This window comes from Nocardia sp. CDC153, assembly GCF_035818515.1.
Lineage (GTDB): Bacteria > Actinomycetota > Actinomycetes > Mycobacteriales > Mycobacteriaceae > Nocardia.
Map to the genome: position 1 here is coordinate 183,302 of NZ_JAYKYU010000002.1, position 13,585 is coordinate 196,886.

Genomic DNA, 13,585 nt, shown 5'->3' on the forward strand with positions numbered 1-13,585 from the left:
TCATGCCAACTGTGCACCAACAGACAGCGGAAGCAAAGATCTTCCGATTCGCTTCCCCGTTGAAGAATACTGAGTAACATACGACGCTGCGGCCGCTCGTGCACAGCGGCACGGGCTGGGACCGGAAGGAACTTGGCGGCATGCTGAAGCGCTTGGATCGCATACTCGCTTACGAGATGAAGGTGTCGGAATTTCTCGGCACGCTCATCATTCTCGGCATCCCCTACGGGTTGGTCGGGGTGGTGTGGACGCTCACGCACACCTCGCATCTGAAGCAGATGCACGGCCTCGATGTGATCATCTCGTTCCTGGGATCCATCGTGTGCTGGCCGGTGCTCACCTTCTCGAATGTGTGCATGACCTAGATGATGGCCCTGGTCTGGCTCATCGACATCCTGGTGATCGGCATCAAGATCCTCGGTGGGCGTATGAAAGTCAATCCCGTTCTGCGCGTGGGGCTCTGGGTTGCCGTGCTGTGCACGGTGGCGGCGGGGATCGCGGTGGTCGGGTTCGGACTGGTGCGGTTGCAGAGCTATCTCGAGGGCGCGGCCTGATGACGACACTCGAAAAACACTCCGGCCCAGCCGAACCTACCGAGCTCGAACGCATCGGTAGCAGTATTCGCGGACTCTGGCGGCGCCATCCGCAACGGTCACTGGAAACCCTTGGGCGACAGGTCGATCTGGGTCGTGACGCCCTGCGGCAGCTGGTCGTGTCGATCCTGCGCCGCCGCTTCCCGTATCGGGAGTTCATCAAGCAGTGCGCGTTCATGACCAGCGTGTCGGCCGCGCCGACCGTGCTGGTCGCCATTCCCATCGCGGTCGTGGTGTCGATTCAGGTGGGCGCGTTGGTCGATCAGGTCGGCGCGACCACGTTCATCGGCGCGGTGGCCGGGCTGGGCATCATCCGCCAGGGCGCGCCGCTGGTGACCTCGCTCATGATCGCGGGCGCGGTCGGGTCGGCCATTACCGCGGATCTGGGGTCGCGGACCATTCGGGAGGAGATCGACGCCATGATGGTCATGGGCGTGGATCCGGTACGCCGACTGGTCGCGCCGCGACTGGCGGCGGCGGTGCTGGTGAGCATGCTGCTGTGCGGATTCATCGTCTTCGTGGGCTTCGCGACGGCCTACATGTTCAATGTCTATGCCCAGCAGGGGACGCCGGGCTCGTTCATCGGGTCGTTCGCGTCCTTCGCGGTGGCCAATGATCTGGTGATCGCGGTGCTCAAGGCGGCCATTTTCGGGCTGCTGACCGCGGTCATCGCCTGCGATATCGGCCTGCACGCGCACGGCGGGCCGGGTGGGGTGGCCAATGCGGTGAACTCGGCGGTGGTGAGTTCGGCGCTCATGCTCTTCGCCACCAATATCGTGCTCACCCAGCTCTACAACACACTGCTACCGACGAAGGTGGTGTGAGGATGGGCAGTAGCTACACTCCCCCGGCGCTCAAACCCGTGCGGATGGCCACGACTGTGGTGTCGATTCCCGTGGCGGCCAATCAGCGGCTCGGGCATCAGGTCATCACGTTCTTCCAGGCGCTCATCGCGATTCCGTTCGTGTTGAAGCACTATCGGCAGGAAGTGCTCAGGCTTACGGCCGATGTCGGTTGGGGCAATGGCTCACTCGTGGTCGGCGGCGGCACCATCGGCGTGGTCGTGGCGCTGTGCGGGTTCGGTGGGATCACCGTGGGCATGGAGTCGTTCACGGCGCTCAACCTGCTCACCATGTCGCCGCTGACCGGTGCCATTTCCGGTTTCGCCACCACCCGCGAGCTCGCGCCCATCATCGCCACCCTGGCGTTCGCCATTCAGGCCGGGTGCCGGTTCACCGCGCAGTTGGGTTCCATGCGCATCTCCGAGGAGATCGACGCGCTGGAATCCCTTGCCATTCGGCCGCTTCCGTACTTGATCAGCACCCGCATGATCGCGGCCACGCTGACCATCATTCCGCTCTACAGCGTGGGATTGGCGACGGCGTATCTGGCCACCAAGCTGTCGGTGCTGTTCCTGGGCGGCACCACGGCGGGCACCTACGACCACTACTTCTTCCAGTTCCTGCTCGGCCCGGACGTGTTCTGGTCGCTGCTCAAGGTCGTCCTGTTCGTCATGATCTCGACGTTCATCCAGTGCTACTACGGCTACGTCGCCACCGGCGGCCCGGAGGGCGTGGGGGTGGCGGCCGGGCGGGCCATCAAGATGGTCATCGTCGTCATGGTCTTCGTCAATCTCTTTCTGACCCTCGCAATCTGGGGCATCGACCCCGGGTTCCGCATCTCGGGATAGGTGTTGCGATGATTCTCGATCCCAGCGGGCGAGGGCCGACGGCCCGGCAGCTCACGTTGGCCGGACTCGCCCTGATCGCCACGGTGGCGGTGCTGCTGTATCTGCTGGCGCTGCGCTACAACGGCCGCTTCGAAGAGAAGGTGCCGGTCGTCGCCGAGCTCACCAGCACCGGTGACGGGCTGCCCGCGCACGCCGATGTGAAGTTCCGCGGCATGATCGTAGGTCGGGTGGAGGATGTCGCGGTGGTCGCCAAGGGCGAGCGGCAGCGGGCCGCGATCGCCTTGAAACCCCAAGTGGCGGGAACGATTCCGGCGACGGTGGCGGCACGGGTCATTCCGAACAATATTTTCGGGGTGACTGCGGTGGAGCTGGTGGACACCACGCCGACCCGCGAGACCCTGCGGGCCGGTGCGACCATTCCGGAGGACACCAGCTCGGCCACGGTGCAGTTGCAGACCACGCTCAATGTGCTGCGCACCGTGCTCAATACGATTCAGCCGGAGAAGCTGGGCCGGGTGCTGTCGACCCTGTCCGCGGCGCTGGACCCGGGGTCGCGGGTGCCGGGGTCGACCGTGGAGCGGCTCGATCACTGGGTCACCGAGGTGCGCGGCATCGACGGGATCGGCGATCTGCTCGGCAATCTCGGACGCGCGGCCTCCGCGCTGAGTACCTCGGCCCCGGATCTGGTAGGAACCCTGGCCAAGTCGGTGACCACCGCGCGCACGCTCACCGAACAGCGGGCCGCGCTGATGGATCTGCTGAGCAGCGGCGGTACCGCGGTGGACACGGTGAACGGTCTGTTCGCACGCAATCCCGACTCCGGCAAGTTCCTGGTCTCGGGACTGAACGAGCTCTTCGCCAGCCTGGCCCAGGACACCCAAGCCATCCCCTACGCCATCGCCAATCTGAATACCGCGTTGCAGCGGCTGCAGACCACGTTCACCTACGGACCCAAGAAGCAGATGGTGTGGAAGATGGACGTGTCCTTCACGCCGTTCCAGCAGTACACGGCCAAGGACTGCCCGCACTACGGCGATCTGGCCGGGCCGCGCTGCGGTGGCGGGACCGTGCCGGAAACCGCTCCGGCACAGCAGTTTCCGCAGCAGTTGACGCCCCGGCATCTAGACGCAGCAGGGCCCGCTCCGACACTTCCCGGCATTCCGGCCCTGCCCGCGATTCCCGGGCTCACCGCGCCCGCGGCCGCTCCCGCAGCCGAGGTGGGAGGTGGCGGACTGCACGGTGCCGACGCCATCGCGGCACTGGTCGGCCGCACGCCGACCGCGGCCGAAATCCTATTGCTCACGCCGATGCTGGCCGGTGGTTCCCTCGTCCCCGCCGAGGCCGGAGGTGCCGCGTGAAGTCGGGAAAAGCCTTGGCGGGCTTCAGCCTTTTCGCCGTGGTCGCCATCGTGTTGACCTACACCATCTGGTCCACACTGCAGCGCGCGGTGCCCGGTGGGACGCACAGCTATTCGGCGGTGTTCTCCGATGTGCTCGGGCTGCGGGTCGGCGATGACATTCGGATGGCCGGGGTGCGGGTCGGGCGGGTGGACAAGATCTCGTTCGGGGACGGGTACCGGGCGCGGGTGGACTTCCGGATACAGGACGAACAGCACCCGACCACGACGACCAAGGCGCTGGTGCGGTATCAGAACCTCATCGGGCAGCGGTATATCGCGCTCATGCCCGGTAAGGAGGCCGGGCAACCGCTGGCGGCCGGGGATCAGATTCCGATCGAGCGGACCGAACCGTCGTTCGACGTGTCCTCGCTGCTGTCCGGCTTCGAGCCCTTGTTCAGTGTGCTGCAACCGGATCAGGTGAACTCCCTGTCGGAGACGCTGATTCAGGCCCTGCAGGGCAATGGGGTGTCGCTCAGCGCGCTGGTGACCCAGGCCGCGCAGCTGGCCGGGACCTTCGGGCAGCGGGACGAGATTCTCGGGCAGGTGGTGAGCAATCTCAGCAGCGTCATCTCCGGGCTGGCCCACCGCAGCAATGAGCTGGAGACGCTGATCACCCAGGCGCGGGCGCTCACCGAGGCGCTGTACACGCAGGGCTCGACATTGAAATCGTCGGTGGAACGGGTTGCGACGGCGACGGATTCGCTGGTGAACATTATCGCCGCGGTCGAGCCCGGCGCGGCCCGCGCCCAGACCGATGCCTCCGCCGGTGTCGCGCTGCTGCTGCTCAATGGCGCGTCCCTGGACAAGGCCGCCGTCGAGCTGCCCGACGTCCTCAATGGCGTCGCGCGCTTCAGCAGCTACGGCGCGTACGGCAATGCGTACCTGTGCAGTCTCGACGTGTCGCTGTGGGGCGTGCTGCTCCCGCCCGGTCTGTTCGATCAGATTGGCGGCCAATCCCATTCGGAGGTATGCCGATGAGGCGGCTGCGCTATCCCGGATTCCTCGCCAACCGATACCTGCGACTCGGACTGTTCGCGGCCGGGTTCGTGGTGCTGCTGCTGGTCGGGTCGACCGTGCTGAAGCAGGCGCAGGTGGGCGACAAGACGATTCACGCCGAATTCGCCCAGGCGTCCGGGCTGCGGCCGGGCGCGACCGTGGATGTGTCGGGCATCGAGGTCGGGCAGGTCAGCGCGGTCAGGCTGGACAACGGCAAGGTGCTCGTGGATATGCGGGTGCACCGGGAGATAAGCCTCGGTGATGACGCGCGGGCGGCCATCAAGATGTCGACCATTCTGGGTCGGCTCCACGTGGATCTCACACCCGGGCACGGTAAATCGCTGGCCGGGGACCGGATCAAGCTCGATCACACCGAGGTGCCCTACAACCTGGGCAAGGTCATTCAGGATCCGCAGTACAAGAACTCCTTCGAGCGCATCGAGAAGCTGGATCCGCAGAAGCTGCGGCAGGCGCTGGATCTCGTCGACCAGCAGATGGGCACCTCACCGGAGCTGACCGTGCAGGCCCTCGACAGCGTGGGCGCGCTGGCCAAGGTGATCAATGATCGGCGCGACGAGGTGGACACGCTGCTGAAGAGCATGGACACCGTCTCGCAGCTGGCCTCGGACAATCAGAACAGCGTGCTGCTGTTGCTCACTCGCGGTGCGGCGATCGGCAACGCGGTGCAGCAGCGGCAGACGCTGCTGAAACAGTTGCTCGACAATGTGGCCGCGCTGTCGAGCCTGCTGCAGCAGATGGGCCTGGAGAACAACGATCAGCTCGCGCCGCTCATCACCGATCTGAACACCATGTCCGAGGGCCTCGAGAAGAACAAGGGCAATCTCGATCGGCTGTATCAGATCATGCCGGTGACCTTGCGGCAGTTCAACAATGTGCTCGGCGACGGACCGTACGGAAATGTGTACGCGCCGTGGCTGTTTCCGGACAACTGGCTGTGTTTCGCGCAGGCCGTACAGGGGTGCAAGTGATGACATTTCGCAGACGATGCAAATTCGCGGCGCTGGGTGCTGCGCTGCTGCTCACGTCGGCGTGCGGGCTGCTGCCGGACTCGCTCACCTCACTGCCGAGGGAGTACCTCGGGGCGCGGATGAAGGTGACCGCGGATTTCGAGAATGTCGCCGGACTGTACGCGGGCAATGACGTTGCGGTGCTGGGTGTTCCGGTCGGGACCGTCGAAACCGTCACGCCCAAGGGCAGTTACGTGCAAGTCACCATGTCCCTCGACAAGGATGTCAAGATTCCAGCCGATGCCATTGCGGCGCTGGTGAATCCACAGTTGATCACGAATCGTCACGTGGAGTTGGCTCCAGCCTACGCCGGGGACGGGCCGACGCTGGCCGACGGGGCCTATATTCCGTTGCAGCGCACCAGGGTTCCCGTCGAATTGGATCGCATCCTGGCCACCTTCTCGCAGCTGGGCGAGGCGTTGAAGGGCGACAACCAGAGCGGGCCGATGGCCAGCCGTGTGCTGTTCCCACTGCTCAACGGCAATGGCGACAAGCTGCGCGAGACGCTCGACGCGCTGTCCTCCGCGTTCGAGGTGACCTTCGCCAACAAGGACCAGATCTCCAACACCATCATCAAACTCAATGACATCACCCAGGTCATCGCCTCGAACGATCAGACCGTGCGCGAGTTCAGCGGGCGGCTCACCGAGCTGGTGAACCTCATGGGTCAGCAGGCCCCGGGCATCGACGCGGTCCTGCGACAGCTCGACGACTTCGTCACCAATACCGCCACGCTGGTCGGACAGAACAAGGATCAGCTGGCCGGGGCCCTCACCCGCTTCGTCGGGATCACCGACCAGATGCGCGCCAATGCCCGCGGACTCACCGAGATCGTGGACGTCGGACCGCTCATGTTCCAGAACCTGGCCAATGCCACCAGCACCGAACGCCAAGCCCTGCGGTTGCACGGGCTGCTGGACAAGTCACTGCTCGACGGCGAGATCCTGTCGACCTTCTGCGAACGCATCCAGATGCGACTCGACGGCTGCCGCACCGGCAAGGTCCAGGACTTCGGGCCCGACTTCGGCATCACGGCCGCACTCCTGGGGATCGCGAACCTGAAATGAGACTACGCACAACGGCTTTCGGTGGAATCGTGACCGCGACCGCCCTGCTCGCCACCACCTCGTGCGCGGTCACCGTCGACACCCTGCCCATGCCCAAACCCGGGCTGGGCGCACCCGGCTACACCGTGCACGCCGCGTTCGCCGACGCGCTGAACCTGCCCGACCACGCGCACGTCAAGATCGGCGGAACCGATATCGGGGTCGTCACCAGGATCAAGACGACGAACTTTCTCGCCGATGTGCAGATGCTGATCCGTCAGGACATTCAGCTGCCCAAGGGCACGACCGTCGAACTGCGGCAGGCCACTCCACTGGGCGACATGTTCGTGGCCATGACCCTGCCTTCGGCGCAGGCGGCCGGGGAGCCGCTGCGGGACGGGGACACGATCGGGGTCGATCACACGGCGGCGGGGGCGTCGGTGGAGCAGCTCATGATGTCGATCTCGCTGCTGCTCAATGGAGGTGGGATCAATCAGGCCGCGAAGATCACCGGGCAGTTGGACTCCATGTTCGCCGGGCGCGCGCCGGAGCTGTCACATCTGATCACGGAGATGACCGCCGCCATTGCCGCGCTCAACGCGCGGACCGGGGATATCGATCGAGTGCTCGGCGGGATGAACTCGCTCTCGGGCGAATTGGCGCGGCGCAAGGCGCAGCTCGGGCAGGCGGCCGACACGTTTCCCGCGCTCATCGCGCTGGTGACCGAGAACAATCAGCAGATCGTGGATCTGCTCGCCAAGGTGGCGACGACCACCGACGCCCTCGGCGACTTCGCCAACACCACCGGTGACGATTTCGTGGGGCTGTTCAACAGCATTCAGGCCCTCATGTCCGGATTCGCGCAGAGTGATCAGCTGACACCCGCGCTGGATGGGCTGCATCAGATCTATCCCTCGCTCATGGCCAGCCTGCGCGGACCGGCATTGGCCGTGGCGGCGACGGTGTCGTATCTGGATATCGGGGCGCTCACCGATCCCAGCGGTAGTCGCTGGCCCGAAGTCGGGGATGTCGGGCAGTTCATCGGCAGTCTGGCGCAGGTGTTGGCGAAGGTGTTCGGGCGGGTCACCAGCCCGCCTCGGCAGCCGGACACACAGCCCGAGCCGCAGGGAGGGGATCGATGAATCCGCCGCTGTGGCAGTGGGTGGTGCGGCAGCGCATCGCCATCGCCAATATCGGGTTGATCGCCGTGCTGGTGCTCGGGTCGGGGTATATCGGCGGGTATGTGTTGCGGTTCAATCCGATTCCGCACACGTATTCGGTGACGGTCGAATTGGCGTCCTCGGCCGGGTTGCTGCCCGGCAATGACGTCACCTTCCGGGGTAGCCGGGTCGGGAAGGTCACCGATGTGCACGTCGCTGGGGACGGTGTGGCCGCCGTCGCCCAAATCGATGACAGCGCACGGATTCCCGTCGGCGGAACCGTCGCGGTCGGGCGGCTCTCGGCGGCCGGGGAGCAGTACCTCGACTTTCGGCCCGACTCCGACACCGGGCCGTATCTGCGCGACGGCGCGGTGGTGGAGCGGGCGCGTACCAGCACTCCCGTGCAGATCCAGGCGGTGTTCACCAATCTCAGCGATCTGATCGGCGGCATGAATCCCGACCGGCTCAACGTCATCGTCGACGAGCTCGACAAGGCGCTGGCCGGTGGCCCGGATCGGCTGCGCAATATGGTGTCCGGCATCAGCCGCGCCATGTCCGGGCTCGACGACCTGCTGCCGCAGACCCGGCAGCTGATCGAGAACCTCGAGGTCATCGCCGACACCACCCAGCACGCCCAACCCGATCTGGGGACGCTGACCGCGGCGGGCACCGTGCTGTTCGACCAATTCGCCTCCGCCGACCAGGAATTGCGCAAACTGCTCCGGCAGGGGCCGGGCCAGTTGGCGACGCTCAACGGTTTCATCTCCGAAACCCAGGACCCCGTCACCAATCTGGTGACGAACTTCGTCGCGGTCACCAAGGCCGCCAAGCTCCGCGCCCCCGCCATCGCGGCCCTGTTCCCGGCCCTGCGCGCGGGCTCCGAGGCCCTCGGTGTCCCCGCCCACGACGGCGCGTACAACACCCTGGTCGACCCTTGGCCCCGCCCCAGCTGCGACTACGACACCATCCCGGTCGTCCCCACCGACATCCAAGCCGACACCCGAGTCCGGCTCTACAACTACTGCGTCACCTCGAATCCGGCCATCCAAATCCGCGGCTCGGCCAACGCTCCCCGCCCAGCCATCCCCGACAACGGCGCGACCACCCCACCCGGTGCCACCGGCAACGAACTCTCCCAGCCCATCCCCCGATAGGAAACCCCATGAGCGACACCGAAATCGACCAGCCACCCGCCGAACCGCGCGGGAGGAAATCGCTGCCCGAGCATCTGCGGCTGCCACGATTGGGCAAGCGCGGTCGAGTCCTAGCGAGCGCGGCGATAGTCGTCGCATTGGCCGCATCGATCGGTTCGAGCATCGTTCTCTACCGGCACGACGCGCACAGCAAGGACCTGCTGACAGCCCAATCCGAGGCTCAGGCCGCGGCGTGCAAGTACGCCCCGGTGCTCGCCACCTACGACGCCAAGAATCTCGATGCCTATTTCACCGCGGTTCTCGCCGGCGCGACCGGGGACTGGCGCAAACAATTCGACTCGACCAGCAAGGATCTGCGAGACGTGCTGACCCAAGGACAGGTGGTCTCAACGGCCACCGACGTCCAGTGCGCGGTGCGAAACGTGGACCACGACTCCGCCGAGGCCATCGTGGTGATCGGGCAGACCATCACCAGCCTCGGCACCCAGGGCAAGCCCGCCCCCGGCCAGCTGTCCATGGTCATGCGCCTGGAACGCTCGGGCGACCGCTGGCTCGTCAACAAGGTGAATTCTCCACTGGCACACCAGCCTCAGCAGTGAGCCTGAACCTCACCCACCACTGACGAACTCGCCGCGTGATTCAGCAACCACCGGGTGATCTCGTCGGTCGGGGCGGTAGGGCCGTGCGGGGCGGGTGGGCCGCCCCGACAGCGTTGGGCTAGTGCTCGCCGTCGCACCACTGGTCGGCGGGGACGACGGCCTTGACTTCGGCGATGTGTTCGCCGCAACCGGCCCAGGTCGTCTTGCCGCAGGTTTCACAGGGGACGGGCTGACACATGGGGATCCTCTCCTCGTTGGGTTCGACACCGTGTTCGATCGTTCGAGACTATGCTGCCCGACCCGTCCGGAGGCGCTGCGGTCAGGTCTGGCGCAGCTCCCAGTCGGCGGGGAGGCCCTCGACCTTGACGGTGGTGGTTCTCGCCTCGAGGGTGACGGTGGCGTCGCCGAGTTTGAGATCGGCCAGGCGGACCTGGCCGATGCGTTCGGGCAGGCGCGGGGAGACCGTGAGGGTGCGGTGCGGAACGTCGGGTTCCAGGCCGAGGAAGGCGCGCAGCAGGAGCAGCGGCGCGGCGCTCGCCCAGGCTTGTGGGGAGCAGGAGGTCGGGTAGGGCACCGGGGTCGGGAGGGCGGCGCGGGAGAAGCCGCAGAACAGTTCGGGCGGGCGGCCGCCGAAGGCGATGATCGCCTCCAGCAGGCCGCCCGCGAGACGCTCGGCGAGTTCGATGGCACCCGGAATGTGTTGGTAGCGCATCAATCCCGCGACTGCGAGGGCGGTGTCGTGCGGCCAGATCGAGCCGTCGTGGTAGCTCATCGGGTTGTAGCGACCCATGGTGGAGGCCAGCGTGCGCAGCCCGAAACCGCTGTCCATGCAGGCGTCGCCGAGATTCTCGATGAGCGCGCGGGCGTGGTCGTCGCCGACGATGCCGGTCCACAGGCACTGCGCGGCATTGCTCGACAAGGCATCGATCTGCTGCTTGTTCGCATCCAAACCGATGGCGTACCAACCATTCTCGGGAATCCAGAACGCCTCCTCGAACCTGCGCCGCAACTCCGCCGCCTCCCCGCGCAGCCGCCGCGCGGTCGCACCGTCGCCGAACGCCTCGGCTATGTCCGCGCGCCCGCGCTTGGCCGCGTACACATAGCCTTGGACCTCGCACAGGGCGATCGGCGGATCCGCCAGGCGCCCGTCGGCGAAGTTGATCGCATCCCAGCTGTCCTTCCATCCCTGATTCGCCAGGCCACGATCGGTCTTGCGGCGGTATTCGACGAATCCGTCGCCGTCCGCGTCCCCGTAGTCGTCGATCCACGCCAGGGCCGCGTCGGCGGCAGGCAGCAGATCCTGGATTTCTCGTTCATCGGCTCCCCACCTCCAGCATTCGGCCAACAACATGACGAAAAGCGTTGTGGCGTCGACGGTTCCGTAGTACACGGACCCGCCGAGCACCTGATCACCCCCGGGGCCGTGCCGCATCTCGTGCATGATGCGGCCCGGTTCCTCCTCGGTCACCGGCTCGATCCCGGTGCCCTGCAGCTTGGCCAGTTGGCGCAGGGTGCCGAGCGCCAGCGCCGAATCCAGCGGCAGCGCCATCCACGAGGTGAGCAGGCTGTCGCGTCCGAACAATGCCATGAACCAGGGCGCGCCCGCCGCCACATAGGTCGGACCGCCATTGGGTGAATCGTCGATTCGCAGTGCGCCCAAATCACTTTCGGTGCGTTGCAGAATCGCCGTCAGGCTCCGGTTCCCGGTGGTGAGGCTGGTGGCGTTGGCTCGCCACTGCTTGAGTCGCGCCAGCGGACCGTCCTGCTCGTCGTCGCCGAAGCTCATCTCCACGGCCCGGTGCGCGATCACCGGGCGGCAGTACACGGTGGTCTGCCAGTGCGCCCGCCCGGGCACCACGATCCGCCAGCTGAGCATGCCGGGCAGGGCGAGCGGATGGCCGTCGGCGCTGATGATCAGCCCGCGCCCGCCGCCCCCGCGATCGGTCAGGTGCAGCTGCCCGTCGTCGGCGCGGACGTCGCCGGTGCCGGCCGCGACCGTGCCGGACTTCACCGCGAACAGATCGGCGAAGTCCGACTCGGCGTGCAGCGTCACCGTCATGGCGGTGTCCTCGTCACCGAGGTTGTCGATCAGGATGATCTCGCGCATGCCGTCGCCGATCATGCGCCGCCGCACCACCAGCACCGTCGAGTCGGCCACGCCCGGTCGCGGCGGCTTGCGCAGGATGAAGCGGGCGCGGAACGCCTCGGGCGTAGTGACCGAAAGCGCTTCGGGCGCATGGTCGTCCAACCGCAGCTGCCAGCGTGACAGCACCCGCGCGTCCCGGTAGAACAGGCCCTGCGAGGTGCCGTCGTGAATGTCGCCGAGGTGGTCGGACAGGCAGAACGTGCTCGATTCGACGAGGGTCACCACGCCGCCGCTCGCGTCGATCGGTACCGGCGGGCCGGCGTTGAACACCGCGCCGGTCATGACCGCACGCTCACGGCATCCTCGGTGTCGGTGGCGGTCAGAGTCTCCGGGGTGCCGAGAGCCTCCGGGGTGTCGAGAACCGCCGGGGCGGTGAGCAGCTCCGGCGCGGACACGGCCATCGGCAGCCGCCCGCGCCAACCCCGCATGCGTGCCCGCGCCTCGGCCACCACGATCGCGTGCCGGTAGACCTCGGCATAACCCGCACCCAGCCGATCCAGCGAAAACCGTTGCACCACACGCTCACGACAGGCGAACGGATCGAGTTCACCCACGCGGGCGATGGCGTCGGGCAGCTCGGCCGGATCGTCGCAGATCCAGCCGGTGACACCGTGCTCCACCACCTCCTCGACCGCGCCGCCGCGCAGCGCCACGACCGGGGTGCCGCACACCATGGCCTCGATCATGACGATGCCGAACGGCTCCTCCCAGGAGATCGGGAACAGCAGACAGCGCGCCGACGCCAGCAGTTCGCGTTTGGCAATGGCATCGGCCTCACCGAAGACGCAATCGTCCGGGGTCAGGCGCGGCCGGATGTGCTCGTCGAAATACGCGTGTTCGGCTGGCTCATTGCATTTTCCGGCCAGAATCAGGCGAATACCCGCCGCGTGGGCGGCGTCGAGCGCGCGGTCGGGACCCTTGTAATCGGCGTAGCGGCCCAGGAACAGCGCGTAATCCTTCTTCTGCTCGTGGAACGGCCAATCGTCCGGATCGATCGCATTGTGCACCCGGCCGATCCACGGCAATTCCGGTGCGAGCGCGCGCTGCCGGTCACTGATCGCGACCAGGCCGACACCGTCGTCGAAGGAATGGTAGTAATCCCGCATGTCGTCCTCGACCGGGCCGTGCACGGTCACGACCGTGGGGATGCCGAGCAGTCGATAGAAGGGCGCGTTCGACGGACCCGCGAAGGTGTGATCGTGCACGATATCGATGTGGTCGGTGGCGGCCAGCTCTTCGATGACCGCGCGAACCTTCATGGCGTGCACCACTTCCGGGTAGATCTCGCCCAGCCGCGCGGTCTGCACGTCGTCCCAGATACGAATGAAATCCGCCGCCGTGCCGTCGCGTCCCGCACCCAGCAGGGTGACGCGATGGCCTTGGGCGACCAGTTCGTCGCACAGACTCGCCACAATGGCCTCTACGCCGCCATATCCGCGCGGGGGAATATCGAAATACGGAGGGGCAACCATCACAATATGCAAAGGCCGGTCGGATTCGGCCAGCCGGTCGCGGTACAGATCGAAACTCATTGCAGACTCCTTCTCGTCATCGAGAGGCGAAAACTCGAGTATCTCTGTGTACAGCCGATACCCACCCTGCCAAGACCCCAAACGAGCGGCAACCGAGAAACACGGTCAACGGATTGTTCGTAAAGAATTCCCGATATATCTTGCGGCATCACGGATGTGAACAACCCGGTGTTCACCGGTAAAAATCATTCGATTCCGCGAAATTGGAATCGTGTGCGCGCCAGACATTTCCGGTGCCCCCT

13 protein-coding genes are annotated in these 13,585 nt (G+C 66.1%); 11 read left to right on the plus strand and 2 right to left on the minus strand.

Annotation, left to right across the window (positions count from 1 at the left end; genetic code table 11):
- Window positions 1-140: 140 nt before the first annotated feature.
- From VMT65_RS08990 to VMT65_RS09040, 11 genes are read left to right on the plus strand one after another with little or no spacing between them, the layout of a single operon-like run.
- The gene (locus tag VMT65_RS08990; RefSeq protein ID WP_326307595.1) at window positions 141-365 is read left to right on the plus strand and encodes a hypothetical protein; all 225 of its coding nucleotides are present in this window, start codon (window positions 141-143) and stop codon (window positions 363-365) included.
- The gene (locus VMT65_RS08995; RefSeq protein WP_326307596.1) at window positions 366-554 is read left to right on the plus strand and encodes a hypothetical protein; all 189 of its coding nucleotides are present in this window, start codon (window positions 366-368) and stop codon (window positions 552-554) included. It begins immediately after the preceding gene.
- Window positions 554-1,417: an MlaE family ABC transporter permease gene (locus VMT65_RS09000; RefSeq protein WP_326307597.1), complete on the plus strand. Its 864-nt coding sequence runs from the start codon at window positions 554-556 to the stop codon at window positions 1,415-1,417. Before VMT65_RS08995 ends, VMT65_RS09000 begins: the two co-directional genes overlap by 1 nt.
- Window positions 1,418-1,419: 2 nt before the next feature.
- Window positions 1,420-2,283 (plus strand): ABC transporter permease, encoded by an 864-nt coding sequence (locus tag VMT65_RS09005; RefSeq protein WP_326307598.1) that lies wholly within the window; start codon window positions 1,420-1,422, stop codon window positions 2,281-2,283.
- A gap of 8 nt (window positions 2,284-2,291) precedes the next feature.
- A complete protein-coding gene (locus VMT65_RS09010; protein WP_326307599.1) occupies window positions 2,292-3,641 on the plus strand; it encodes an MlaD family protein in 1,350 nt (449 codons plus the stop codon).
- Window positions 3,638-4,660 (plus strand): MlaD family protein, encoded by a 1,023-nt coding sequence (locus VMT65_RS09015; RefSeq protein WP_326307600.1) that lies wholly within the window; start codon window positions 3,638-3,640, stop codon window positions 4,658-4,660. Before VMT65_RS09010 ends, VMT65_RS09015 begins: the two co-directional genes overlap by 4 nt.
- Entirely contained in the window at window positions 4,657-5,667 is a 1,011-nt protein-coding gene (locus VMT65_RS09020) for an MlaD family protein (RefSeq protein ID WP_442790209.1), read from the plus strand. Before VMT65_RS09015 ends, VMT65_RS09020 begins: the two co-directional genes overlap by 4 nt.
- Window positions 5,667-6,773: an MCE family protein gene (locus VMT65_RS09025; protein WP_326307602.1), complete on the plus strand. Its 1,107-nt coding sequence runs from the start codon at window positions 5,667-5,669 to the stop codon at window positions 6,771-6,773. The genes VMT65_RS09020 and VMT65_RS09025 overlap by 1 nt, the downstream gene beginning before the upstream one ends.
- A gap of 29 nt (window positions 6,774-6,802) precedes the next feature.
- Window positions 6,803-7,894, plus strand: coding sequence for an MCE family protein (locus VMT65_RS09030; RefSeq protein WP_442790210.1), 1,092 nt, complete (start codon window positions 6,803-6,805; stop codon window positions 7,892-7,894).
- Window positions 7,891-9,066 carry an MCE family protein gene (locus VMT65_RS09035; protein ID WP_326307604.1) on the plus strand — a complete coding sequence of 392 codons (1,176 nt, stop codon included), beginning with the start codon at window positions 7,891-7,893 and terminating at the stop codon, window positions 9,064-9,066. Before VMT65_RS09030 ends, VMT65_RS09035 begins: the two co-directional genes overlap by 4 nt.
- An 8-nt stretch (window positions 9,067-9,074) precedes the next feature.
- A complete protein-coding gene (locus VMT65_RS09040) occupies window positions 9,075-9,665 on the plus strand; it encodes a hypothetical protein (RefSeq protein ID WP_326307605.1) in 591 nt (196 codons plus the stop codon).
- 319 nt (window positions 9,666-9,984) lie between these two features.
- Here the strand turns inward: VMT65_RS09040 and VMT65_RS09045 are convergent, their stop codons facing one another.
- On the minus strand, window positions 9,985-12,093 hold the full coding sequence (locus VMT65_RS09045; protein ID WP_326307606.1) for an amylo-alpha-1,6-glucosidase: 2,109 nt from the start codon (window positions 12,091-12,093) through the stop codon (window positions 9,985-9,987).
- A complete protein-coding gene (locus VMT65_RS09050; protein ID WP_326307607.1) occupies window positions 12,090-13,343 on the minus strand; it encodes a glycosyltransferase family 4 protein in 1,254 nt (417 codons plus the stop codon). Before VMT65_RS09050 ends, VMT65_RS09045 begins: the two co-directional genes overlap by 4 nt.
- Window positions 13,344-13,585 lie beyond the last annotated feature (242 nt).

Excerpts from the sequence above, each read along its gene's own strand:
- VMT65_RS09020 (WP_442790209.1), top strand. The coding sequence starts at position 4,657 with ATGAGGCGGCTGCGCTATCCCGGATTCCTCGCCAACCGATACCTGCGA.
- VMT65_RS09025 (WP_326307602.1), top strand. The coding sequence starts at position 5,667 with ATGACATTTCGCAGACGATGCAAATTCGCGGCGCTGGGTGCTGCGCTG.
- VMT65_RS09000 (WP_326307597.1), top strand. The coding sequence starts at position 554 with ATGACGACACTCGAAAAACACTCCGGCCCAGCCGAACCTACCGAGCTC.
- VMT65_RS09045 (WP_326307606.1), bottom strand. The coding sequence starts at position 12,093 with ATGACCGGCGCGGTGTTCAACGCCGGCCCGCCGGTACCGATCGACGCG.
- VMT65_RS09050 (WP_326307607.1), bottom strand. The coding sequence starts at position 13,343 with ATGAGTTTCGATCTGTACCGCGACCGGCTGGCCGAATCCGACCGGCCT.
- VMT65_RS09040 (WP_326307605.1), top strand. The coding sequence starts at position 9,075 with ATGAGCGACACCGAAATCGACCAGCCACCCGCCGAACCGCGCGGGAGG.
- VMT65_RS09035 (WP_326307604.1), top strand. The coding sequence starts at position 7,891 with ATGAATCCGCCGCTGTGGCAGTGGGTGGTGCGGCAGCGCATCGCCATC.
- VMT65_RS09010 (WP_326307599.1), top strand. The coding sequence starts at position 2,292 with ATGATTCTCGATCCCAGCGGGCGAGGGCCGACGGCCCGGCAGCTCACG.
- VMT65_RS08990 (WP_326307595.1), top strand. The coding sequence starts at position 141 with ATGCTGAAGCGCTTGGATCGCATACTCGCTTACGAGATGAAGGTGTCG.
- VMT65_RS08995 (WP_326307596.1), top strand. The coding sequence starts at position 366 with ATGATGGCCCTGGTCTGGCTCATCGACATCCTGGTGATCGGCATCAAG.
- VMT65_RS09005 (WP_326307598.1), top strand. The coding sequence starts at position 1,420 with ATGGGCAGTAGCTACACTCCCCCGGCGCTCAAACCCGTGCGGATGGCC.